Here is a 23,522-nt window from a genome sequence, read left to right on the forward strand (position 1 = left end):
CACAGGTGGGGTTGTTTTTTCTTAATCGGATTTTATTTAGATTTTTAAAATTTAGCAGATTTCACGACGAAGAACAACAATAAAAAAAGCCCCTCTCTTCATAAAAAGGGCTTCAGAAGTAAAACGGAGAGGGAGGGATTTGAACCCTCGATACAGGAATTAACCTGTATGGCGGTTTAGCAAACCGCTGCCTTCAGCCTCTCGGCCACCTCTCCAAAAAAGGTTTATAATTACGACATAAATATTATAACAAATAATGAAAAACTTTTGTTATTTTTTATATCAAACAGTTAAAAACTTTTTTTAAGCCCTTCATCTAAAGAGGTAAATTCTTGTTTACTCAATTGACGCCATTTTTGGCTGGAGCAAATCCAATGACCGTCGATAACGGCTTCCTTTACTTTGTCATAATTCAACGCAGGTTGAGCCCCGCTCAGACGGGCCGTAAGAGAGTAAATGCTGGCAGCCAATTTTAGCAACCATAACGGGGCATTGGGCATAAACGGCTTACGCACGCCCATAGCAGAGGCCATTTTTTCGATAAATACAGGCCATAAATAGGTGGTCTCTTCGCTAATGAAAAAAGTTTCTTTATTTGTACCTTGTAGATGCGTAAGCATGACTAAGGCTTTGACTAAATCTTCTACATATACAAAACTAAATAAACCTTTTCCGGAAGTGTTTACCATCAGCCCTCTGCGTACCCAAGAAGCAATTTTGGAAACGCCGGAATCATTTCTCCCGTACACAATGGGAGGGCGCACAATCGTCCAAGAAATAGATTCTTTTAATGTTTTAACGGCCTTTTCCCCTCCCAACTTGGTAATGCCATAGTCCGAGCATGGGTTGGGAATATCGGCCTCCGTACGGGGATGGTCTGCACTGTCGGCATATCCGCTGGCTGCTAAACTTGATACATAAACAAAACGTTCCAAACCTTCAGTTTGGTTGGCGGCTTTCACCATATTTTGTGTGGCAATGGTGTTTGCTCTTTCAAAATCTTCAAATTTAAATCCAAAGATGGCCGCTGCCAAATGAAATACCCCGCTGCAGCCTTTCATGGCATTTATTAAAGAATCCACATTCTGATAATCGGCTTGTACGACAGAAATATCCGGATTAGCCGGTTGTTTGGTAGGAGCACGTCGGGAAACTACCTTCACTTTATATCCGGCTTGCAATAAAGCATCCGTCAATTTTTTACCAATAAATCCATTGCCGCCAGTCACTAAAATTGTTTTTTTCATTGGAGATTTTCCTCATCGGCCTGCTCAACAATAATATCCAGCACATCTTGTGTTTTTTCTACCGCTTTTTGGATTTTTTTCTTTTGAGAGGAGGCTTTTTCCATTTGTTGATTAATGTAGTTAGCGTCGTTTTTTACATTTCTGCGTACGAAATCAAAATTAAAAGTAAGGCGCTTTATCCCAGCTTTTGCATCGGCAATCGTGGGCCAAACATTATTTTGCATGCGTTGGAAAGGAGTTTGGTTGTTTTCTAATGGGAAGTAATAAATTAATGAGGCCACTAAAGCAACCAAGAATGTTAAACTGATAAGACGGTTTAAAAATTCAAATTTATATAGAGCAAAAATATTGCCGACAATGGAAATCAAAAGAATAATACATGTCCATAGTACGGCTAACAATGCCATAAACTGCAAACTTTCTCTGTTGTATTGAGGCCATAAAATTAAGGTAAAAATACAACATACAAACAATAAAAAGAATTTAGCCCATCCATTCATATTATTTCTCCTGTTTAAACTCTACCGTCACGGTAAGTTCATCTTTTTCATACAACATAGGAAGCGGCGGGAAAGGTCCCGCATTAATAACAGCCGATTTTGCTGCAAAATCAAAACTGTCATCTCTCCGAAGATTTTTCTATTTTTAAATCTTTAATTTTTCCGTCTCTGGCAATGGCAAAAGATACCAAAGTACCCAACGTGACACCAACAGGACGGCGTTTTTCCCACTGACTCCATAAATTATTACGCACTTGTGTAATATACCAAGGATATGGGAAAGTGGCAAAATCAGTTTGAATATTCCCCCCCTCAAACTCTCCTTCACCACCGCTTCGGTTAGCGGTAGTGGCTGAAGACGTACTCTCTTTTTTGGCAGTATCATCTACTTCATCTAAAATACTTGGTGCTTCCAGCGGTGCAGGGGCGGGAGTAGCCTTTTTCTTAGTTTGTTTTTTAGTAGAAATTTCACTTTTGGATTGATAGGCTTTTTTATCTGCCTTTTTGGTGGTTTCGGCTTTTTTGGCGGGGGCCTGTGCTACTTCTTTTTTGGGTTCTGCCTTTTTGGGGGCGTCGGCTTGCTCTGCAGCAGCCGGTTTAGCCGTTGCTTGCATAGACATCACTTTTCCGCTGCCTATAAAATCAATGGTGTAGGTAGTCTTGGCTTTTTTAGTTGTAGGAGCCAACAACACCACAATAAGCAACGCAAGCGATAAATGCAATAAGCAAGAAAGTACAAAATAACGATTCATTAGTTCTTAGACAGCACCCCAATTCCTAACTTGGCGGCACCCAATTTTTTGGCAATGTCAAATACATCTACCACCGTCTGTATCGGCACGTTTTTGTCGGCCTCTACCATGATGGTTTTTTTGTTGGCTTTGCCCATACGCAAAATTAATTCTTTTTCTAAATTAGCAAGCGTATAATTGCGGTTTTCAATGCGGATTATGCCATTTTTTTGTACTTCAATGCGGATCACATCATCTTCAGCGGTGGTGTTGACCGCGTTAGACTTAGGCAAATCCACGTTCATTTGCATTTGTACCAACATGGGACTCATGACCATAAAAATAATCAACAAAATCAAGGTGATGTCTATAAAAGGCACCATATTAATTTCGGCCATGACGGTTCTTTGTTTATGAGCCATATTCTATTACCCGCGACGTTGAAAAATGATTTCGTCTGCTATATTTTCTAATTCTTTGGCAAAATAATTAGTTTTGGACAAGAAATAGTTGTAAGCGATAACCGCCGGAATAGCCACAAACAAACCGGCAGCCGTATTAATCAAGGCTTCGGCAATACCGGCTGCTACTACGGAAGCACCCCCCGTAGCTGCAGTGGCCCCGGCTAAATCTTTAAAGGCATGCATTACCCCAATAACCGTACCGAACAAACCGATAAACGGGGTAATACTTCCCAAAGTACCTAATACAGTCAGTTTGCGTTGAAGTTTTGTTATTTCCCAATCAATGGTGGAGGCGGCAATTTCTTTGAGTTCGCTTTTGGGAAGATCTATTTGGGTAATCAAAGCCATAATAACTTGGGCCGCAGGCGTATTTTTGGTTATTTCTTTTCTACAGGCATCTTTCACTTTTTCAAGGTTAGAAGAATGCAACGGATGACGGCAGTAATTAATGAGTTTACGGGAAATACCGATGTTTTTTCTAAAGTTAAAGAAACGTTCTAAGATGACGGATAAAGAATAAACGGACAGTAATAATAAAACTATTAATACCGGTCCTCCTGCTGCGAATAATTCGCGCAAATTGCTCATGTTGGAAAAGTCCATGTCAGTATCTCCTTAATATTGTGAAGTCTTTTAAAATCGGCATTCGCTAAGAATGCAAACGCATATACTAAAAAATACCTGCGCGGGAAAGCATTACAAAAATTTGTAAAACGAGATTAGCCAGCAATCCGGCGGAAACATCATCAAAAACAACTCCAAAAGCATTGGGCATACGGTCAAAGTATTTAACAGGCCAAGGTTTTAAGGTATCAAAGGTGCGAAATAATACAAAGGCGGCTAACAAATAACCCCATGTACGCGGCAAAAAGATCATTGCCGTAAAATATCCTGCTGCTTCATCAATAACAATTTTTGGATTATCATGCCCTTTAAACGTACCGCCCAACTTTGCTTTTTGACAAATCCAAATACAAAAAATCCAAAAAACCGCTAATACCGCCAAATATAAAATGCAATTATGTGGAAAGAGCAATACAAAAGGTACAGATAACGCAGTTCCTAAAAATCCGGCACCGGTATTTTTTTTAAAGGGAATAACAAGCGCCGGCAAATAGCTGATAAAAAAGCCGGTGGCTAAGGCATTGATTATTTTTTGCACGGTAAACTCCAAGATTTTTTGAGTAATTCCCAATTATTTTTTAAATAAGAAATGGCGCTAATCCATGTAATGACGGCGGCAATAGCCGTAATAGCATAGGGAATCTGGCGCAAGGTACCAAAAGCAATTTGGCAAACAATTTGCGCATTACCTTTTAAGAGGTGAGAAAAGTGATATAGGTCTAATACAAAAAAGATAGTACCTACCGCTACCATTTGAATGACCGTTTTAAATTTTCCCCATCTTTCTGCAGCCATTACTTTGCCTTCCAAAGCCGCTATAACGCGCAACGTAGAAATCATTAACTCACGCAAAAGAATAAAAAATACAGCCCAAATAGGTACATCTAACTCTTTAATTCCTACAAAGGCAAATAAGGCTGCCGCTACTAAAATTTTATCTACAAAAGGATCTACAATAGCCCCAAAAGGAGTAATGGTGTTGGTCTCTCGGGCAATTTTTCCATCTACCCAATCTGTACTAGCTGCTACAATAAAAATAAGCGTGGCCGTCAAACGAGCCCACGCAAAAGGCAGTAAAATAAACACAAACATCACTATAGACAAGGCTGCACGCGTAAGCGTAATTTTATTGGCTAATGTCATCATATTATTTAATCCTCTTAAATAAACCTTCGTTTAGTTTGGTATTAATCTGCGTATCAGAAAGTACCGCAGACGTTTTCATTAAGTCTGAAACAATCCGTATGTCCGTAGGAAAACAATCGCTCTGTTTGATAGCCACATAAAGCGTATAATTTTCTTGTTCAGATTTAGGTGTTAATTTTAACAAAACGGTGTCTTGCTTATATTCTAAAACAGTAGCATTATGGTTGGCAATAAGGGCCGTATAATTACCAAAATCAAATAAGGCTTTGTTAGGCTGGCCGGCACTCCATTCTTGCCATGATAAAGAAGATATTTCCTTTTCTTTATCATCTAAAATCCAAATTTTCTTTTTATCCGTTAATGCCGTTTGGGTAATATGTTCACCGTCTAAATTATCCAAACGCAACTTAGAGCCGTCTTTTTGATAAGACAGTTCCCCTTCCGAGCGGCTGATGAGTAAGCCGTCAAATTCAGTCGTTTGGATAAAATGCGTTTGTAAAGTGTGCAATTTATTATCCCACTGAGTAAAGCAAGAAATATAATCTTTTTTGTTCTGCGGTTGAGAGGGTTTTTCCGCCTCGTTTGCCCAAAGCAAAGCCGTAGAACATATTATCAATAATAAACTATTTATAAACCGTTTCATATTCAGGCTCCTGATATTTGTCGGTATCTTTGTTTTGAAGGGATTGTATTTGTGCTTCAATTAAGTCGTAATGAATTTCCCAACGGTTGGACCCTTCGGGTTTGGTGATAAATCCTTTCATTTCCAATACACTTAAAATGTTGGTAGCGCGGGCGGAAGAACCGAAATTGGCTTTTAGCAAGTCTTGAGAAACACGTCTTCGTTCCATGATTAATGTCAAAGCCTGCAATAATTCCTCAGGTGAAGTGCCTAATCCGTCTTGAGGGCGCACCATAGAGTGGTCTGCCATGATTTGCACCGGATAGTCTGGCCCGCCTTGACTGCGCAAGAAGTCGGCCACCGCTGTAATTTCGCTTTCGCTTACATAGGCACCTTGTATACGCAGAGGGTCTTTGTCAGAAGTGCTTTGATAAAGCATGTCCCCTTTACCCAATAAGTTTTCCGCGCCCATCGCATCTAAAATAACTTTTGAGTCAATGCCGGACGCTACCTGCAAAGCAATACGAGAAGGACAGTTGGCCTTGATATTACCCGTAATTACTTTGACAGACGGACGCTGCGTGCATAAAATTAAGTGAATGCCAAGAGCGCGCCCCATTTGTGCTAAACGTTGTACAGAATCCTCAATAGAGGCTTTGGTTTGCAACATTAAGTCTGCCATTTCATCAATAATGACAAAGATGTAAAACATCTTTTCTTCGTTGTGTTCTTTAGCCCACTGATTGTAGCCTTCAATATTTTTTACCTTAGCAAGTTGCATAATATTGAGGCGTTTTTCCATAACTTTCACTAACATTTGCAGCGATTTTACTGCCGCATTGGCATCGGTGATGACAGATACATCATCACAAGACGTCTTGGGGTCATAGAGATGAGGAATTCCTTCGTATAATGTTAATTCTACACGTTTGGGGTCAATCATCAGAAATTTTACTTCATCGGGCTTGTGTTTAAACAACAAAGACATGATGATAGTATGCAGACAAATAGATTTACCGCTGTTAGTGGCACCGGCAATTAAAATATGAGGCCATTTTTCAGCTACAGAACCCGCAGGGTTTCCGTCTGCATAGCGACCTAAGGCAATAGGAAGTACCGCTTTTGAGGCGGCATAAACGGGGGATTGCAAAATCTCTTTCATCGTCACCATAACGGGGCGCGCATTTGGAATTTCAAACCCGACGGCATTTTTGCCCGGAATGGGTGCTTCTACACGTACAGAGCGAGCCTCCATATTGGCTTGAATATCTTTGGCCAAAGAAGCAATGGCAGAAATAGATACGCCCGAATCAGGTTTGATTTCATAACGGGTCACTACCGGACCGGGAGAAACCCCCGTCACATGTGCGCCCACTTCAAAATCTTTTAAAGTTTGTTCTAAACGTTTGGTAGATTCTTTGATTTCTTCGTCGGTAGGCCCCACTACACCGTTGTTGACGGGATCTGTTAATAAATCCAAAGAGGGCAATTGAAAAGTAGCCGGATTAAAGGGTTTTACTTCGGTTGTTTCGGGTTCTTCTTTTGAGGCTTCCGGTTCTTTTTTGGCTTTGGTTTGCGTCGTACGCGGCAATTCTTTCACCATGCCGGCTACGGGTGCTTTAACCTGAGTAGCTGGACGATAAATTTTAAGTTTAGTCGGTTCTTCTTCCGGTTCAGATTCTTCCACAGTATCGGTAGATGCTTTTTTAGAAGTTGTTTCCTTTTTCATTTCTTCATTGGCTTCTTTTACTTTTTCTTTCAATTCTGCGCGCGCATCCATCCAACCTTGAAAGTCATCACGTAAAAACTCAACCGTTTTTTGGAGAATGGTTTTCCAAGGAATAGCCACCAACATATGTAGCCCCACCAATAAAATGGCCAAAGAGAATAAAGAGGCACCTATCGGTCCGGTAAAATCAGCAAAGCAATAGAAAAGTTTTTCCCCTATTGCGCCACCGGTAATCTGGGAATCGGTGAAAATAAGTTTGAGCATGGTAAGGACGGCAGAAAAGGCCGAAAGGGTAATTAATGAACCCATTAAAAAGAAAAAGAAGGCAGTTGTTTTTTTGACGAGACTGCGCACCAACCAATAGGTCAGAAACAAAGGAATCAGTGGGGCACTTTGCCCAAAAACCTGATAAAACCAACTGTAAATCATTTCGCCGATTGTGCCTTTAGTGCGCCCAAACCATAACATGGCAAACAACCATGCATCAATGGCAAAGCCCAAAATATACAAGGCTGAAGCCAACCAATGGACGGAAGATTGTTTTTTTTGCGTTTTTTTCTTGGATTTTTTACGTGCGTAATAGTAGTTTGCCATATAAATACATTTTAGCACTTTTAGCACGTAAATAAAAGCGAATTTAGTATAAAAAAGCCCCGCATAAACGGGGCTTTAAATTAAAATTGCGGTTGTTGTTCGATATCCGGCTGAGGGAGGGATACTTTGTAATTGATTCCGTCTGCTTCAAGGCGGATTTTTCCCTGATTTAAAAGTACGCCCAAAGACATATAAAGCACAGAACTAGATAAATGCAAAGCCAACTTGAGCTGCCAAGAAGAAGCCTCTTTTTTATCCTGTAGATATTCCAACATACGACCACAAGTAGCTTGAATGTTTTCTTGTAGAGGGGTCATAATTAAATCCTTTCAATGGCAAATAACGCATCACCCTGTTTGATGGGTTTTCCGTTTTCTACCAATACTTTTTGAATTACACAATTAAAATCGGCACGTACTTCATTGAAAACCTTCATGGCTTCAATCAAGCAGATGACTTCTCCTTTCTTAACTTCTGCACCTTCTTTTACAAACGGAGGAGCACTGGGAGAGGAACCGCGAAAGAAGATACCCATTAAAGGCGCTTTAATAGTTTCTTTATACTGCTCTTGCGCCACAGCGGCAGCCGCACCGCCAGCAGTGCTTACAACGCCCGTCGCCACCGGTACGGGTACAACGGCAGGTTTAGATTTTACTAAACGCAGGTAGAGACCATTTTGATCATACTCAATGGTGTCAATATTGTTATCCTGCATAAAGGAGTACAACTGTTTAACATCTTTCAAAATTGGGGATTCTTTCGCCGCTGTTTTAGGGGAAGTGGAATTTTTAGGTGCAGCTTTTTTTGCAGTTTTTTTCATAAAGAAAATACCCTCATTTAAAGTCAGGCCACAAACGGCCTTATCAGCATCTTATATATTCTACATAATTTGAAAAAGTTTGGGTAAACCTTATCAATATTAATCAATGGAAACAGATTTGGAATCGGGTGTTTCAAATTGCATTATTTCTAATGTTCTTTCCACTTCAAAAGAGGAAATGGCAAAGGCAATATTGTCGCCTATATCATCTAGAGATTGGGCCCTTTTTCCGTAAGTATTTACGCCTAGCACTTTTCCGCTTTCCAAAGAAATAAGAGGCCCTCCACTATTGCCGGAATTAATGGCGGCATCAGTTTGTAGTACATCACGTCCGTTGTCATCTCGCACTGCTCCGATAATCCCTTCCGAAACACTCCACTCTATGCCAAAAGGTGCCCCGATGGCAACCACTTTTTGACCGGTGAGGTATTGGTTGCGGTCAGTTTCCAATTCTAAATAAGGAAAGTTTTCCCCCTCTATTTTTAGCAGAGCCAAATCTCGTTGTTTGTTGGTTTTTAACACTTTGGCAAAACGAACTTTGTTGCCAATAGATTTATTATCCATTTCTTGCAACGGACGAGTTTTATCCATTAATTTTCGTTCTTCATAGAGGACTACGGCCACATCTCGGTCTTTGCCCACTACGTGGCGATTGGTAATAATATAGCCGTCTGAACTGATTAAGAAGCCGGATCCAAGACCTTGTGAATTTTGAATAAATACGGTTGCCTGCATGAACGGGATAAATTTTCCGTCTATGCGAATATTTGTTTTTTCGGTTTCGTGTTGTTTGGTAAAGTTAACGCGGTCTTCTTTCATGGCTGGCATGATTTCTTTAGCCAAACAATTGTGTAATGTTTCCTCAATTTTATTTCTTACCTTTCCGCCATATATTTGTATATCCAACGGCAATAATACCCCAAAACTTACAATGGACATAATATTGCTTAACAACAGTGCCGGATCTGAACGGTAGGTGGGCAATAATGTTGCTGACTGGGAGGCATATCGCGCAACGGCATACTCGGTGTGCGGATTACGTACCGTTAGTTGTAATCGGGTAGCTAAAACGGGGCTGAAAGTATAATCAGCCGACAGTACACCTTTTCGTCTATATTTTGCAAACCCCATATCCACCATAGACTCATAATCTATTTCTACCACATAATCATAATTTTGGCGGTATTTAAATTCGTTTACTTCCACTTCCGTAAAAAGCGTGGCTAAGGCATCGGCTACGGCTATCGGCAAGCCGTCATTAACTTGAAATGTATAAATGTGGTCATTATCCAAATAAATCGTTTTTTCATAAAACTTATCAGAAACGATCATCACGCGGGCCTGAATTTTTTCTGGATAATCTTTATGGTTTTTATAGATGTCGTGTCGAATAATACCCCGATAACTACAACCTTGTAAAAAGGTTATACAAGTAAACTAAAATAGAAATAAATAAGGGAAAAGTTTCTTCATAAACTAGATTTTAACTTATTTATAAGTACAAAATACGAACTATCTATTTTTTCTTCTCATAAACATAAAAAAACACGGGGTTAAACCCGTGTTTTTTTATAAAAGGGTGTTCTTATTGGATCTTTCTTAAAATAGGGGCAGAAAACGTATGAACACCGGATTTGGTGACACCAGCATGTTGCAAGGCAAATTGATAGATCGGAGATTGACCATTATCTAAGATTATTTTTACATTTGCAATATGCATTACTCCCTCAGTAAGTTCTTTCGGAGCAACAAAGTCAAGCAATTCAATAGAATCAATGAGTTGAATTTGATGTAAAGAATGTAATTGCAATAACGGCTGCAAGAAAGTTTTTGAGGCATTACCAAAAGGATAGGATTCATCTAATTGTTCTTGCAACTTTTTAAATAAATCTCTTTCTTCTTTCATGATGGCTTTGCCATATTTAAAGATGCTTTGTGTAGAACCAACAGAAGTTGTTTTTTGGTGCAAGAGTTTGACGTCTCTTAATTCATAAGTCTCCCCACGACGATACAAGTCTACCTGATAATAATAATTGGTAGCCGCACTACGATGAGAGGGATAAGACACATGGAAATAGTAAGACAGAAAGTGCTCATTGCGAAGTTCGGTGGAAGTGACAGACAAATCATACATAGTACCGATATTAAATACGGCAACCGCGTGAGCGTGTTTTTCGGCCAGTTTGCTTAAGATTTGTTTGCGGACTTGTTTGTCTTTTACAACTCCGTCTAAGTTAACAAACGGTTCTGTTTTAAATTCAACAAGTTTTTCTTCGGTTTGTATCTGCGGAATGAAGTTTCTTTCCAAGTTAGCCAATTTCTCTTCTAAAGAAAAAGCCCCTGCAGAAACAGATACAGATAATAGCAGGAAAACAACTATTTTTTTCATCTTTTTTTCTCCTTAATTAAAACAACAAAACAATTTTATTAAAAATTAATTTTTTCTGACAAGGGCCAAAAGACCTATTTTGTTATGGGACCTAAAAAATCCCCCCGTTTTGGGAGGATTTAAATGTTAGATGAGTTTTTCCATTTCACTGAAAAAGTGGCAAGCTCTGGAAGTTTGAAAGATTAACTCTTTATTTTCATTTTCTATCGTTTGCATCTGGTTGCACAGTGCTTTTGAATCCTCAATAACATCATTTTCGGACATTCTGCTTTTTTGTATTAAAAAGCTCATCTGCGGAGAATCCAAAAAGGTCAGTTGCCCCCCTTTAAGCATCAAAATCAGTTTCCATTGATACTGCAAGGAGCAGATCCCTTGATCCGAAAAGGGTTTATCTGAAGTACGCTGAGCTTGCAATGTCCCAACTTTACTTGTCAAAACAAGCGCCTCGTCAGAAGGCTCCAGCGGATTGATGGTTGCAAAGTATGTAGTAGTACTCAATGGGCTTCTTTGATTATTAAATAACACTTCTACAGAGAAATTAGGCGCAAGAGGCAGGGCGACTTTGCATAGATTTTCCGACAATTCTACAGACGCCATTCTGTCTTGATAAGGGAAATCCCATATCACTTTTCCATCTTCCTCTTCTTGTCGGTTCGCAAATATCTTATACGGCCCACTTATAAACTTAAGGCCATTTTTCTCTTGAGAAATATCCCATTCTTCATCTTCTGGTGTTTTTAATTGCCAATATCCTTTTTTTATCTGGGAATTGATCTCAATATTTTCATGCAAAAAAGGATGTTTGTATTGAGTGCTTTTTAAATCTCCTTGTGCAGTATAGTCATATCTTCTATTTCCGATCATATAAGGATCGCGATTAACTACTTTAGCATTTTTGTACAGAGTGTTATCACAGAAACTTCTCCAACCTCTTTTGGCTCTTCCGCTATAAGAACCGTTTGTTTGTGCCAGCGTATAATCTATTAAATTAATAAAGCCGTCCACATCATCACAAGCCAAATCTTTACCTGTATCCATAATTCCCATTTCTTTACCAATTCTATCGGAAGTAGAATGTAGCACAGAAGCATTGTCCTCGGCTCCTTGATAATATTGGTCTGCCATCCCATACCAGTGGCCTATTTCATGCGTCAAAATGCCCAAGATAGTATTATAATTGTTTTCATTTGTTTCTTCGTTTTGCTCTAATTCAGGAGCCAAAATCCATGCATTAAAGATAATACAACCCAAAGACCCACTTCCGCATTCTTCAGCAATACTGTCTGGCGAAGTAAAAAGCAGTTGCACATCAGACTTGCCTTGATCAGAAGTTTTGTCTATTTTTACGGGTTTATTTAGCAACGGTAAAATATCGGCAAATTCTTCCTCCCGCCCTGCATTTTTAATTTGTTGAGCGCTATAGGAAAACCAGGAATTAATGGCTTGAGAAACAATGCTAGGATAGGCAATATGTTCCTGCGAGGTGAAAACGTCTTCCCCCATCAAATAATAATAAATCGTTTCTTGGGAGATTATTTTTTTTAATGGGGACGATTCCGGTTTGAAATCATGCACAATCCCCCATGGTGCGCCCGCCATCAACGGCAACGCACTCAGAAGAAAAAGAAAAAGGGCGTAGATCTTTTTTGTCATATATGAAGTATACAACTGATTTAAGGTATTTCAATACCTCTATTATAACAAAAAACCCCTAGTCCTAGAACTAGGGGTTTTGTAATTAAGTTGAAAAGAATTATTTCAACAAGGCCTTTCTGGAAAGGCGAACTTTACCGTTGTTGTCAATTTCAATACATTTGACTTCCACTTCATCACCCATGTGCAATACATCTTCCACTTTGTTGATGCGGTGTTTTTCAATTTCAGAAATATGCAACAAACCATCTTTTCCCGGTAAAATTTCCACAAACGCGCCAAACGGTTGAATGGATACCACTTTGCCTTTGTAGACCTTTCCTACTTCGGCTTCGGCAGTAATCATTTCGATTTCGGCTTTGGCTTGGTCCAATTTATCACCGTTTCCGGCAGCAATGGTGACAGTGCCGTCTTCTTGGATATCAATTTTGGTATCCGTAGATTCGGTAATACGTTTGATGTTTTTGCCACCGGGTCCGATTAACATACCGATTTTGTCTACCGGAATTCTCATTTTGAAAATTACCGGAGCAAAGCGGGATACATTTTTGTTCGGTTCGGCAATGGTTTTTTCCATATGGTCCATGATATGCAAGCGGCCGCGCGTAGCTTGAGCGATAGCTTGACGCAAGATGTCCAAAGGAATACCCGTTTTAAGTTTTACGTCCATTTGGAAGGCCGTAATACCCTGACGGGAACCGGTTAATTTGAAATCCATATCGCCCAAGTGGTCTTCTAAGCCCATAATATCGGACAATACGACAAATTTTCCGTCACCAGAGATGGCACCCATTGCAATACCGGAGCAGGCCGCTTTCATCGGCACGCCGGCATCAAACAAGGATAAAGAACCACCGCATACGCTGGCCATAGAGGAGGAACCGTTAGATTCCATGATGTCAGACACCACGCGAATGGTGTACGGGAACTCAGCCTCGCTGGGGATCAACGGCAATAACGCTCTGCGAGCTAACTCACCATGACCGATTTCGCGGCGACCGGGACTGCGGTCCGGTTTGCACTCACCTGTGGCAAAACCGGGGAAGTTGTAATGCAACATAAAGCGTTCATAGCTGGTTTCATCCAAGCCTTCCACCATTTGTTGATCGTCAGGTGTTCCCAACGTGGCAACGGCTAAAGATTGGGTTTGACCACGTGTAAACAAGGCAGAACCATGAACACGAGGCAAGAGACCTACCATAGAACTTAAAGGACGAATTTCGTCCGGTTTGCGGCCGTCTACACGTACATTTTCATGAAGAACCATATTGCGGGATTCTTCATACATAATGTTTTCTAAGGCAAAGGCAGCATAGGTAGCAGCATTATCGCCATAGTTAGCGGTCAATTCTTCAGTGAAAGAGGCTTTGAGCTGAGCAACCTGCAAATCGCGGGTTTGTTTGTCAGCAAAAGCATGTAAGATCTTTTTGGCTTCTTCGCGGAATTTGCCGTTAGCCAAATCAGCCACTTCTTGCGGCAATTTTTCTACGGTGTAGGCAAATTTGGGCTTTCCGGCCAATTCACGCAATTTGAGCTGTACGGCGCAAAGTTTGTCAATTTCCGGTTTTGCCACTTCCATTGCTTTGATGATGGCTTCTTCTTCTACTTCTTTAGCACCGCCTTCTACCATCAAAAGACCTTGAGCAGAACCGGCGATGACTAAATCCATATCGCCTGCTTCTTCTTGGGCTTTGGTAGGGTTGACGATGTACTCACCGTTTACGCGGCCAATGCGCACAGCGGCTACGGGCTCGTTAAACGGAATAGAAGATACCACAAGGGCAGCGGAAGAAGCGAGTACGCTTAAAATATCGGCACCGCGTTCTTCTTCGTAAGAAAGCACCATAGCCGTGACGTTGGTTTCGCAAGCAAAACCTTCGGGGAAAATCGGGCGTAAGGTGCGGTCAATAATACGAGAACAAAGAGTTTCTTTTTTGCTGGCGCGGCCTTCACGTTTGAAAAATCCACCCGGAATTTTGCCGGCAGCATAAGTGCGTTCTTTGTAATTTACGGTCAAAGGCATGAAATCAGACAAGCCGGGTTTTTGCTCTTTGGTACTGACGGCGGTGGCTAATACTTTAGTATCACCCAAAGTGGCCATAATAGCACCGTCAGACTGTCTGGCAATTAAACCGGTTTGCAAGGTAATTGTCTGACCGCCGACTTCCACTTCTACGGAGTGGATGTCAAAATTATGGTTAAAATTTTCCATTTAAATTATTTCCTCAATTTGAGTTCTTTGGTCACTTGCTGATATTTTTCGAAGTCAGATTTTTTCAAGTAAGCGAGCAAGCGTTTGCGTTGTCCAACCAATTTGTTTAAGCCGCGTTCACCGGCAAAGTCTTTCGGATTGGATTTGAGGTGGTTAGAAATGTAGCTGATGCGTTCGGTAATCAAAGCAATTTGCACAGCAGCAGAACCGGTATCGCCGGGTTTGCTTTGAAATTTACCAATAATATCTTTTCTGTCTTGTAAAGAAAGTACCATCTTATTTTACACTTAGGTTGAAGACTAATAACGACCAAGCGTACCATCACCTTAGGTCACGCCGAGCCGAAGTCCAACCTTCTCCTTTTTTAATATTTTTACAACACTACAGATTTATTATACAAAAAAATACCCCTTGTAGGGGTAGAATTATTATACAGAAAGGAAAGAGTTTGAAAGTTTAAACTACAAGGCCACAGATAAAGCAAGCATTCTCTGCATTTCTGCTTTCAATAATCTGCTTGTAAAGGATAGGTTTGAGACAGTGTGAAATCTGCAATGGAAATGGCCTTTTAAAAATCAAGAATTTCTGCAAAGATCGTTTTTCTGTCTAGATTTATCTTACCATAATGAATGTACACAGAACAATAAATTTATGCAAAAATGCCTGCCGTTTATATTCGGCAGGCATAACTTTTAGGAGGAGATATGAAGGATAAAATTAACTAAAAATGGCTCCCAAACATACAGCGGCATAACGCTCTGTATTATATAGTTCTATATCACTTAACGTTCTGAAATCTTGAAATTCATGTTTCACCCAAGAAATTTCCCGCTCCAAACGTTTTTTCTTTGTGATTTGTATCTTGCGTGTTAAAAAGAACTTTTCCATATTTGCACCCCACTTTTTTCAAACTCGTTTTCGTTATACCATATCCTAACTTTTCTATCTTTTTAACAACAGGGTCATTAGACCCAAACGGAGATATTTTTTGGGCCTAATAAAAAATATGTAATAAGGCCCATAAAAAAACAGGTAGGACCCAGATGATTTTTGGGCCATTGGACCTAAAGAAGAAAAAGACTTTATTTTAAATAGGAAATATAATACAATATGAGAGTGCAAAACCTGTTTTACGGGGTGGCTGTCGTCGTCCCGCACGCTATATATTTATGGAGAAAAGAAAAACATGGTAAAGAAAACTGCAAAAAAGACCGCAAAAAAAGTTGTAAAATCTGCGGCAACGAAAATGGTGTACGCTTTCGGCGGCGGTAAAGCTGACGGAAACGGTAAAATGAAAGAATTGTTGGGTGGTAAAGGGGCCAACTTAGCCGAAATGGCAGGCCAATTAAAACTCCCCGTCCCTCCCGGATTTACGATTACCACCGAAGTTTGTACCTACTACTGGAATAACAAAAAATCCTATCCCAAAACCTTAAAAGCTGATGTAGAAGCCAACCTCAAAAAAGTTGAAAAAATTACCAAAAAAGAATTCGGTTCCGAAAAAAACCCCCTCTTGGTCTCCGTTCGCTCCGGCGCTCGTGCTTCCATGCCGGGTATGATGGAAACCATTTTGAACATTGGTTTGACCGAAAAAACTATTCCGGGTATGATTGCCAAAACCGGTGATGAACGCTTTGTTTATGATGCATACCGCCGCTTAATTATGATGTACTCCGACGTAGTAATGGAAAAAGCCGCCGGTATTGAGCCCAAAGACGGCGAAGGCATTCGCAAAATTTTAGATGGCAAATTAGGTGACTTGAAAAAGAAACTCGGCGTCACCGATGATACCGCCATTCCGGCCGAAGAACTCAAAAAATTATGCGTAGAATTTAAGAAAACGGTTAAAAAAGTATTGGGCAAAGAATTTCCCGACAATCCGAATGAACAATTGTGGGGTGCCATTGGTGCCGTATTTGCCTCTTGGAACGGTAAACGCGCCATTGCCTATCGCAACATTGAAAACATTCCGCACGATTGGGGTACTGCCGTAAACGTGCAAACGATGGTATTCGGTAATATGGGTGAAAACAGTGCTACCGGCGTAGCCTTTACCCGCAACCCCGGTAATGGTGACAGCCATTTCTACGGAGAATATTTAATCAATGCTCAAGGTGAAGACGTGGTGGCCGGTATCCGCACCCCTTCTCCGATGAACAAATGGTCTTCTAATGCTCACTCTGCCCACTTGCCTACCTTAGACAAGACCATGCCGAAAGCATACAAAGAACTTGATGCTATCCAAAAACGCTTGGAAAAACACTTCCGCGATATGTTGGATATTGAATTTACCATTGAAAACGGCACCTTGTGGATGTTGCAATGCCGCGTAGGCAAGCGCAACGGTACCGCTGCTGTGCAAATGGCCTTAGACATGCTTAAAGAACGCCTTATCAATAAAGAAACGGCTGTTTTGCGTGTGACGCCGGCTCAATTGGGCGAATTGTTGCTCCCTGCCATTGATCCTAAAGCCGAAGCCAATGCCAAACCGGTGGCCAAAGGTTTGCCGGCCGGCCCTGGTGGTGCTTGCGGTGTAATCGTTTTCAATTCTGACGATGCCATTAAATTGCAATCTCAAGGCAAAAATGCCATTTTAATCCGCGAAGAAACCAACCCTGAAGATATTGAAGGTATGCGCGCTGCTGCCGGTATTTTGACCCAACGCGGCGGTATGACCTCTCACGCTGCCTTAGTGGCTCGCGGCTGGGGTAAATGCTGTATCGTAGGTTGCAGCGAATTAGAATTAGATACTGCTAAGAAAACCGTTAAGATGGGTGGTAAGACCTATAAACAAGGTGATAGCATTACCTTAAATGGTACCCGCGGTTGGGTATATGACGGTGCTTTGAAAATGTTGGAAGCCGGTGAAGGAAACAAAAACTTGGCCGCTTTCCTCAAATTGGCTGACTCTATCCGCACCATGAAAGTTCGCGCCAATGCCGACACTGCTGAAGATGCTGCCAATGCCCGCAAATTCGGTGCGGAAGGTATCGGTTTATTCCGTATCGAACATATGTTCTATGGCAAAAACTCCGAAGCCCCGTTGTTCATCTTGCGCAAAATGATTTTGGCCGGCAGTGAAGAAGAACGCAAAGCCGCCGTTAAAGAGCTTTTCCCGTTCATGAAAAAATCCATCAAGGAAACCATTAAAGCGATGGCTCCGTACAGTGTCACCATTCGTTTGATGGATCCTCCCTTGCATGAATTCGTGCCGACCTTGTCTGCTAAACAACAAGAATTGGCTAAAGCCTTAAAGATTTCTATGCCCACGTTCCAAGAACGTGCCGCCGGCTTGCATGAAGTAAACCCGATGATGGGTCACCGCGGTATCCGCTTGGGTGTCACCTATCCGGAAATTACCGAAATGCAGTCTCGCGCTATCTTTGAAGCTGCTGCCGAATTGATTAAAGAAGGTGTAAAGGCTGTACCGGAAGTGATGATTCCGTTAACTTGTGATGTAAACGAAATCGTAAAACAAAAAGCCATTATTCGCCGCGTATATGAAGAAGTGGTAGCCAAAACGAAAGTAAAAAAATTAAACTACTCAGTCGGCACCATGATTGAAATCCCGCGTGCGGCGGTACTCGCTTATGAAGTAGCCGGCGAAGCCGACTTCTTCTCCTTCGGTACGAACGACTTGACCCAAATGACCTTTGGTTTCTCCCGCGATGATATTGGATCCTTCTTGCCTGAATATTTGAAACAAGGCATCTTAGAAGCCGATCCGTTCCAAACCTTGGATCAACGCGGTGTAGGTATGCTCATTCAACATGCCGTCACTGAAGGCCGCGAACAGAAACCGAATCTCAAAGTAGGTATCTGTGGTGAACATGGCGGTGACCCCGAAAGTGTGGAATTCTGCCATCGTGAAGGTTTTAGCTATGTTTCCTGCTCTGCCTTCCGCGTACCTATAGCCCGTTTGGCTGCTGCTCAAGCTGCTGCTAAAGACGTATTGGCTAAGAAAAAATAAGTTGTTTTAAATCCCAAAACCCCTTGCTGATGCAAGGGGTTTTTTGTATTTTAAATAATAAATTTGTTTGGAGACGTGATGCCTGATGAAAAAGGTAAAAGATTTAATGGCGCTTCTGTTTTGGGGAGTTGTGGGCGGAGCGCTTTTTTGATTTTTTCTTTTATTTTTTTCCATGAGGATTGCCTTCCATAAAAAAATCTTCCGCTACAGAAACCGGCCGATATGACAGAGCATTACTTTCTGCTTTTAGTATTTTTGTCACAAATTCAAGAGGAACCTTTTAAGTGATTTAATAATGAAAAGGGGTATTTACCACGCTTTAAATATTTACTAAAATATACAAATGAAGCCTTTTCCCATTATTATTTCATCTCCTTCCGGTGGCGGTAAGACTACTGTGGTGGAGCGTTTGTTAAAAAAAGACAAGACGCTTTCTCGCGTTGTGACGGCTACGACGCGTGCTCCGCGTACGGGAGAAAAAAATGGAAAAGACTACCATTTTTGGACGGAAAAACAATTTCTTACTGCTGTAGAAAAGGGACAGATGTTGGAGTGGGCCAAAGTACATGTAAATTACTATGGTATCCCCAAAAAATCTGTAGACGGACTGGTGAAGCAGGGGCTTTGTCCGGTATTGGTAATAGATGTGCAAGGCGCTAAAACCGTATCGGCTAAGTATCCTCAGGCGGTTAAAATTTTTATTTTACCCCCCAGTTTAGAAGTGTTAAAGGAGCGCATAGCTTCTCGTAAAGATAACACACAGAACGTTGAAGTACGTTTAAAAACGGCTAAAAAAGAGTTAAAAGAGATTGCGCATTATGATTATGTTGTCTTAAATGACGACTTGAAAAAAGCGGTAGCTGATACTTTTGCTATCATTAAAGCGGAACAACTCAAAACCGTTCGAAATTTAAAAGATTTAAAACAATCCAAAGTTATTTAGAGGGAGCAAGAAATGGCTAACAATAAAATTGAAAAGAAGTTTGAGTCCGAACTTATGAACTTTGACGGAGATCGCTACGACGTGGTAGTATTGGCCTCCATCTGGGCAAAAGAACTTAAAAAACAAGCTGAATATAAAAATCAACCTCATGCTGTGGTCATCAAAGTAGCTTTAGATGATATTTTATCTGGCAAAATGAGCAAAGATGCCGTTTTGGAAATCAGCCGCCAAAATTTGGAAGCTGAACTCAAAGCTCAAGAAGAAGCCCGCAGAGAGGCTGAACGCAAAGCCAAAGAACCCATGAGATTATAATCATGAAAGATAGCGTGCGTGCTTTGGCAGCGGAATTCAAACAATTCCTCTCCACTCGGCAAGAAGACGATTTGACGCCGGCGGCCTTTTCTCAGGCCGCCGCGCACGTATCTGAGCCTAAAGCCGCACCTACTACTGCAGAATCTCAACCTCATTTAACTATTGAATTTGCCAGAGTTGCCAAGAAATCTGCACCATCTACCACTTCTTCTGCGGCAGCTGTTGCTTCTCAGAGCACGCCTGCGGCAGTTGAACCCGTTTCTGATTTATCTACTTCAAGTAAGGAGTCTTCTTCCATGACTGCTGCAGAAAAGCAAAAAATTTTAGACCAAATTGCCGAAGAAATAAAGGCTTGTAGACGTTGCCCATTGGGTTCTGCGCGCTTGAATGCAGTGCCGGGAGAAGGGAAGCCGAATGCCGCCTTAATGTTTATTGGAGAAGGGCCTGGTTTTGATGAAGACCACAAAGGACGTCCGTTTATTGGACGGGCGGGGCAATTGCTCGATAAAATGATAGCGGCTATGGGTCTTAAGAGAGAAGATGTGTTTATTGCCAATATTGCTAAGTGTCACCCGATGGTAAATCCGGAAAATCCGCAAGCGCATGGTAATGACCGCGCACCCAATGCCGGCGAAATAGCCGTTTGTCGCAAATTTATTGAAAGGCAAATTGCTGCGATCTCTCCTAAGTATGTAGTGGCTTTGGGAAGCGTGGCCGCTAAAGCATTGATTAGCGATACGAACTCTCTGGGGGCATTACGCGGTAAATTTCACACCTTACACTTAGACAGTGTAGAACTAAAAAAACCTGTCAAAATTATCGCCACTTATCACCCTGCTGCTTTGCTGCGCAATCCGAATTGGAAGAAAGATGCTTGGGCGGATTTGCAAATGGTTATGGCAGAGATGGGACTGAAACGTCCGCAATAGGGCCGATTATGTTTTGTAAAGTTGTTTTTGATGTTCCCTTAGATAGAGATTTTGACTATTTGGTACCTGCCGAATTGGAAAGCAAAGTAAAAGCCGGTGTACGCGTGAGCGCTCCTTTTGGACGCATGTTAACGACCGGACTGATTACCGCCGTTTCCGACACTACTTCTTTGCCTGATAATATATTGATGAAAGAAATTGCTTGTGTTTTAGATGAGAAACCCGTTTTTGGTTCGGATTTGTTTTCTTTGGCACAGTTTATGAAAAAAACATGGGGTGGCCCTATCGGGCAAATTTTATTTGCATTGGTTCCCCCCCAAGCATTTTTCAAAGTGAATCAACCAGAATCTTTGGCAGAAATGAAGTTTTTATCTGCTCCCTTTTCTTTTACCGATGAACAAAAAAAGACTCTGAAACAACTATCTTCTTATTTAAATAACGGTTATCATAGCGCATTATTATCAGGTCCTTTTAAAAGTGGCAAAACGGAAGTGATTTTAACATTGGTAGAAGAAGTATTGAGAGGTTTTGGACAGGCTTTGCTTACTTTGCCTGACGTAATATCAGCTAAAAACTTCGCTGAAATATTGGAAAAAAGATTTGGAAAAGAATATGTTTTTTGTTGGCACAGTCGTATGCTGCTAAGCCAAAAGAAAAAAATTTTCTCACGTGTGTCCAATGGCCTGCCTTGTTTAATTGTTTCCGCACGATCCGGAGGCTTGTTGCCTTTTAAAAATCTTCGTTTGGCTGTTATGTTGGAAGAAGAAAATGATAATTACAAGCAAGAAGAAAATAAACCTTATTTTCATTTGAGAGATTTACTTAATTTCCGAGCGAAACAGCATGAATCTCTCTTTATTGCTTGTTCTGATACCCCTTCTTTAGATATGCTCTATTGCCAACAGCAAAAAGAGACGGAACATTTTTCTTTCCACAAAGTCTTTGCAGAGAAAGATGCTTCTTTTCAATGGAAAATCACTCCTAAAAAAGGCGATAAATCTTGCTTACTTTCGGACTTTCTAATCCAAGAATTAAGTGAGAATTTGGAGCAGAAAAAAGCCTCTTTGATTATTTTAAACCGTCGTGGATATTCCAACGCCTACTATTGTTTAAATTGCGGTACTTATGCCAAATGTCAAGGATGCGGTGCGATTTTGGCGTGGGAAAAATCTGCCATTGGGGAAGATTACTTAATTTGTAAGAAATGCGGTAAAAAGTATGATTTAAATCAAACCTGCCCGAAATGTCAAAATAAAATTTTTAGGTCACGCGGTGGCGGAACTCAAAAAATCGTTTCCGAACTGAACAAACTTTTCCCGACGATGCGTGTGTTGCGCTTGGATTCCGATACCTTGAAAAAGAAGGATGATCAGGGGCATTTGGCTACTGCTATGCTAGATAAAGGTCAGGCGGATGTTGTTGTGGGTACGCGACAGGCTTTAGAAGTAGCTTTGTCTTCTCGTATCACATTGGCGGCTGTGGCAGATGCAGACTTGGAGTTGGACAGTCCGGATTTCCGCTCATCAGAAAAATTTGGGCAGTTATTATTTAAACTTAAAAACCTTTTATCTACACGCCACAATGGTCGTTTGATTATTCAAAGTTCTTCTGCAGATATTTATCCGTTTGAGGCACTTTCAGAAGGATACGATACCTGCGCGCAAGAGGAAATGTTGGCAAGGGAGAGTTTCGTTTACCCACCTTTTATCAAACTCGTGAAAGTGTTAATTAAAAGCAAGGATCCAACCTTATTAAAAGCCGAGACCGCCCGCCTTATGAGCGAGGCTGCACCTTTGGTTTGCGAAACATTGGGGCCTGTTCGTACCGGTAAAAAAACAGATGTGCTAAAAAAACAATATCTTTTATTTAAAACCAACCCCTCACAATATGAAGCACTGATCAGCGTGTTGGACCGATTAAACCCCTCTAAACAAACTGATTTTAAATTAGTAGCAGATCCGTATGATTTCTATTAAGGAAAAAGACATAGATTTGAAATTATAAATTTTTCCCTACGCGCGTATATGGTAAAATAGAATAAGATCTACTTTAATGGAGGAGACAAAAATGAAAAAATATATCAATAGGGTTTTTTCTTGGAATGGAGAAGCTGGCCGAAAAGAAATGATCGGTATGAGTTGTATTTGTTTATTGGGTCCTATAGGATTAGCAATTGCTTTAACCGTTCTTAATAAAGTGTTAACGTTTTTGTTCGAAATTCCTTCTTTTTCTTCCATCATTAATGTTTTGGTATTTTTTCTATTCATATTGGGTGTAATTGGTTTTCTTTTTGTTTCTGCCAGAAGATTGCGCAACATCGGTTGGCCGTCTTTTCTTGCGTTTGTTTTTTTAATTGCTTCTTTCATACCTTTTTTGGGCCAAATACTCATCTTGTTATTATGGGTGCTGCCGGCCGGTAAAAATAAAAATCCCCAACCTTACTCTCCCACGTATTTTTCAGTAAATATTATCTCGTCTCTTTCGATATTGCTGTTTCCTGTAGTATTGCTTTTTCTATTGACTGCTTTGGCTAAATATTTCCCGGAAAAAGCAAGCCAATTTCCTGCTGTAAAAAAAGAATTACAAATACAAAAAGATTTAAAAAATCAAACATTAAATAATAAATATTTTTAGAGG

The 23,522-nt window shown here is 40.8% G+C and carries 23 protein-coding genes and 1 tRNA gene; 6 read left to right on the forward strand and 18 right to left on the reverse strand.

The window, feature by feature from the left end:
• Positions 1-124: 124 nt before the first annotated feature.
• From IKL48_06745 to IKL48_06830, 18 genes are all read right to left on the reverse strand, one after another.
• Positions 125-215, reverse strand: a tRNA-Ser gene (locus tag IKL48_06745).
• 75 nt (positions 216-290) lie between these two features.
• The gene (locus tag IKL48_06750; protein ID MBR3604345.1) at positions 291-1,247 is read right to left on the reverse strand and encodes an NAD-dependent epimerase/dehydratase family protein; all 957 of its coding nucleotides are present in this window, start codon (positions 1,245-1,247) and stop codon (positions 291-293) included.
• Entirely contained in the window at positions 1,244-1,747 is a 504-nt protein-coding gene (locus tag IKL48_06755) for a hypothetical protein (protein MBR3604346.1), read from the reverse strand. The genes IKL48_06750 and IKL48_06755 overlap by 4 nt, the downstream gene beginning before the upstream one ends.
• A gap of 119 nt (positions 1,748-1,866) precedes the next feature.
• On the reverse strand, positions 1,867-2,499 hold the full coding sequence (locus tag IKL48_06760; GenBank protein ID MBR3604347.1) for a TonB C-terminal domain-containing protein: 633 nt from the start codon (positions 2,497-2,499) through the stop codon (positions 1,867-1,869).
• On the reverse strand, positions 2,499-2,900 hold the full coding sequence (locus IKL48_06765) for a biopolymer transporter ExbD (GenBank protein MBR3604348.1): 402 nt from the start codon (positions 2,898-2,900) through the stop codon (positions 2,499-2,501). The genes IKL48_06760 and IKL48_06765 overlap by 1 nt, the downstream gene beginning before the upstream one ends.
• 6 nt (positions 2,901-2,906) lie before the next feature.
• Complete coding sequence (locus IKL48_06770) at positions 2,907-3,545, reverse strand: MotA/TolQ/ExbB proton channel family protein (protein MBR3604349.1); 639 nt, start codon at positions 3,543-3,545, stop codon at positions 2,907-2,909.
• A gap of 67 nt (positions 3,546-3,612) precedes the next feature.
• A complete protein-coding gene (locus tag IKL48_06775; GenBank protein ID MBR3604350.1) occupies positions 3,613-4,104 on the reverse strand; it encodes a phosphatidylglycerophosphatase A in 492 nt (163 codons plus the stop codon).
• Positions 4,092-4,712 carry a CDP-diacylglycerol--glycerol-3-phosphate 3-phosphatidyltransferase gene (pgsA, locus tag IKL48_06780; GenBank protein ID MBR3604351.1) on the reverse strand — a complete coding sequence of 207 codons (621 nt, stop codon included), beginning with the start codon at positions 4,710-4,712 and terminating at the stop codon, positions 4,092-4,094. The genes IKL48_06775 and pgsA overlap by 13 nt, the downstream gene beginning before the upstream one ends.
• Position 4,713: 1 nt before the next feature.
• Complete coding sequence (locus IKL48_06785; GenBank protein ID MBR3604352.1) at positions 4,714-5,355, reverse strand: outer membrane lipoprotein carrier protein LolA; 642 nt, start codon at positions 5,353-5,355, stop codon at positions 4,714-4,716.
• On the reverse strand, positions 5,336-7,657 hold the full coding sequence (locus IKL48_06790) for a DNA translocase FtsK 4TM domain-containing protein (protein ID MBR3604353.1): 2,322 nt from the start codon (positions 7,655-7,657) through the stop codon (positions 5,336-5,338). Before IKL48_06790 ends, IKL48_06785 begins: the two co-directional genes overlap by 20 nt.
• An 80-nt stretch (positions 7,658-7,737) precedes the next feature.
• Positions 7,738-7,974: a hypothetical protein gene (locus IKL48_06795; GenBank protein MBR3604354.1), complete on the reverse strand. Its 237-nt coding sequence runs from the start codon at positions 7,972-7,974 to the stop codon at positions 7,738-7,740.
• Positions 7,975-7,976: 2 nt separating this feature from the next.
• On the reverse strand, positions 7,977-8,477 hold the full coding sequence (locus IKL48_06800; protein MBR3604355.1) for a hypothetical protein: 501 nt from the start codon (positions 8,475-8,477) through the stop codon (positions 7,977-7,979).
• A 99-nt stretch (positions 8,478-8,576) separates the two neighbouring features.
• Positions 8,577-9,809 (reverse strand): trypsin-like peptidase domain-containing protein, encoded by a 1,233-nt coding sequence (locus tag IKL48_06805; protein ID MBR3604356.1) that lies wholly within the window; start codon positions 9,807-9,809, stop codon positions 8,577-8,579.
• A 253-nt stretch (positions 9,810-10,062) separates the two neighbouring features.
• A complete protein-coding gene (locus IKL48_06810) occupies positions 10,063-10,866 on the reverse strand; it encodes a hypothetical protein (protein ID MBR3604357.1) in 804 nt (267 codons plus the stop codon).
• A gap of 126 nt (positions 10,867-10,992) precedes the next feature.
• Positions 10,993-12,519, reverse strand: a complete 1,527-nt coding sequence (locus tag IKL48_06815; GenBank protein ID MBR3604358.1) for a hypothetical protein — start codon at positions 12,517-12,519, stop codon at positions 10,993-10,995.
• A gap of 100 nt (positions 12,520-12,619) precedes the next feature.
• Entirely contained in the window at positions 12,620-14,731 is a 2,112-nt protein-coding gene (pnp, locus tag IKL48_06820; protein MBR3604359.1) for a polyribonucleotide nucleotidyltransferase, read from the reverse strand.
• 5 nt (positions 14,732-14,736) lie between these two features.
• On the reverse strand, positions 14,737-15,006 hold the full coding sequence (gene rpsO / locus IKL48_06825; GenBank protein ID MBR3604360.1) for a 30S ribosomal protein S15: 270 nt from the start codon (positions 15,004-15,006) through the stop codon (positions 14,737-14,739).
• Positions 15,007-15,448: 442 nt separating this feature from the next.
• Entirely contained in the window at positions 15,449-15,619 is a 171-nt protein-coding gene (locus IKL48_06830) for a hypothetical protein (GenBank protein ID MBR3604361.1), read from the reverse strand.
• A 358-nt stretch (positions 15,620-15,977) separates the two neighbouring features.
• Here IKL48_06830 and IKL48_06835 point away from each other — a divergent pair, with 358 nt between their 5' ends.
• The 6 genes from IKL48_06835 to IKL48_06860 all read left to right on the forward strand — a co-directional run bounded on the left by IKL48_06835 (position 15,978) and on the right by IKL48_06860 (position 23,519).
• Positions 15,978-18,701 (forward strand): pyruvate, phosphate dikinase, encoded by a 2,724-nt coding sequence (locus tag IKL48_06835; protein ID MBR3604362.1) that lies wholly within the window; start codon positions 15,978-15,980, stop codon positions 18,699-18,701.
• A 343-nt stretch (positions 18,702-19,044) separates the two neighbouring features.
• Positions 19,045-19,644 (forward strand): guanylate kinase, encoded by a 600-nt coding sequence (gmk, locus tag IKL48_06840; GenBank protein MBR3604363.1) that lies wholly within the window; start codon positions 19,045-19,047, stop codon positions 19,642-19,644.
• A gap of 12 nt (positions 19,645-19,656) precedes the next feature.
• A complete protein-coding gene (locus IKL48_06845) occupies positions 19,657-19,956 on the forward strand; it encodes a hypothetical protein (protein MBR3604364.1) in 300 nt (99 codons plus the stop codon).
• Between the two features lie 2 nt (positions 19,957-19,958).
• A complete protein-coding gene (locus tag IKL48_06850) occupies positions 19,959-20,885 on the forward strand; it encodes a uracil-DNA glycosylase (GenBank protein ID MBR3604365.1) in 927 nt (308 codons plus the stop codon).
• A gap of 8 nt (positions 20,886-20,893) precedes the next feature.
• Positions 20,894-22,861 carry a primosomal protein N' gene (gene priA, locus IKL48_06855; protein ID MBR3604366.1) on the forward strand — a complete coding sequence of 656 codons (1,968 nt, stop codon included), beginning with the start codon at positions 20,894-20,896 and terminating at the stop codon, positions 22,859-22,861.
• 91 nt (positions 22,862-22,952) lie between these two features.
• Positions 22,953-23,519, forward strand: a complete 567-nt coding sequence (locus IKL48_06860; protein ID MBR3604367.1) for a DUF805 domain-containing protein — start codon at positions 22,953-22,955, stop codon at positions 23,517-23,519.
• Positions 23,520-23,522: the final 3 nt, after the last annotated feature.

It is taken from the genome of Elusimicrobiaceae bacterium (assembly GCA_017520185.1).
Lineage (GTDB): Bacteria > Elusimicrobiota > Elusimicrobia > Elusimicrobiales > Elusimicrobiaceae > Avelusimicrobium.

Coding starts and splice junctions, on each gene's coding strand:
- IKL48_06750 (MBR3604345.1), bottom strand. CDS start 1,247: ATGAAAAAAACAATTTTAGTGACTGGCGGCAATGGATTTATTGGTAAA.
- IKL48_06760 (MBR3604347.1), bottom strand. CDS start 2,499: ATGAATCGTTATTTTGTACTTTCTTGCTTATTGCATTTATCGCTTGCG.
- IKL48_06850 (MBR3604365.1), top strand. CDS start 19,959: ATGAAAGATAGCGTGCGTGCTTTGGCAGCGGAATTCAAACAATTCCTC.
- IKL48_06810 (MBR3604357.1), bottom strand. CDS start 10,866: ATGAAAAAAATAGTTGTTTTCCTGCTATTATCTGTATCTGTTTCTGCA.
- pnp (MBR3604359.1), bottom strand. CDS start 14,731: ATGGAAAATTTTAACCATAATTTTGACATCCACTCCGTAGAAGTGGAA.
- IKL48_06860 (MBR3604367.1), top strand. CDS start 22,953: ATGAAAAAATATATCAATAGGGTTTTTTCTTGGAATGGAGAAGCTGGC.
- IKL48_06795 (MBR3604354.1), bottom strand. CDS start 7,974: ATGACCCCTCTACAAGAAAACATTCAAGCTACTTGTGGTCGTATGTTG.
- pgsA (MBR3604351.1), bottom strand. CDS start 4,712: ATGATGACATTAGCCAATAAAATTACGCTTACGCGTGCAGCCTTGTCT.
- priA (MBR3604366.1), top strand. CDS start 20,894: ATGTTTTGTAAAGTTGTTTTTGATGTTCCCTTAGATAGAGATTTTGAC.
- IKL48_06785 (MBR3604352.1), bottom strand. CDS start 5,355: ATGAAACGGTTTATAAATAGTTTATTATTGATAATATGTTCTACGGCT.
- IKL48_06845 (MBR3604364.1), top strand. CDS start 19,657: ATGGCTAACAATAAAATTGAAAAGAAGTTTGAGTCCGAACTTATGAAC.
- IKL48_06755 (MBR3604346.1), bottom strand. CDS start 1,747: ATGAATGGATGGGCTAAATTCTTTTTATTGTTTGTATGTTGTATTTTT.
- IKL48_06790 (MBR3604353.1), bottom strand. CDS start 7,657: ATGGCAAACTACTATTACGCACGTAAAAAATCCAAGAAAAAAACGCAA.
- IKL48_06815 (MBR3604358.1), bottom strand. CDS start 12,519: ATGACAAAAAAGATCTACGCCCTTTTTCTTTTTCTTCTGAGTGCGTTG.
- IKL48_06805 (MBR3604356.1), bottom strand. CDS start 9,809: ATGATCGTTTCTGATAAGTTTTATGAAAAAACGATTTATTTGGATAAT.
- gmk (MBR3604363.1), top strand. CDS start 19,045: ATGAAGCCTTTTCCCATTATTATTTCATCTCCTTCCGGTGGCGGTAAG.
- IKL48_06770 (MBR3604349.1), bottom strand. CDS start 3,545: ATGGACTTTTCCAACATGAGCAATTTGCGCGAATTATTCGCAGCAGGA.
- IKL48_06835 (MBR3604362.1), top strand. CDS start 15,978: ATGGTGTACGCTTTCGGCGGCGGTAAAGCTGACGGAAACGGTAAAATG.
- IKL48_06830 (MBR3604361.1), bottom strand. CDS start 15,619: ATGGAAAAGTTCTTTTTAACACGCAAGATACAAATCACAAAGAAAAAA.
- IKL48_06765 (MBR3604348.1), bottom strand. CDS start 2,900: ATGGCTCATAAACAAAGAACCGTCATGGCCGAAATTAATATGGTGCCT.
- IKL48_06800 (MBR3604355.1), bottom strand. CDS start 8,477: ATGAAAAAAACTGCAAAAAAAGCTGCACCTAAAAATTCCACTTCCCCT.
- rpsO (MBR3604360.1), bottom strand. CDS start 15,006: ATGGTACTTTCTTTACAAGACAGAAAAGATATTATTGGTAAATTTCAA.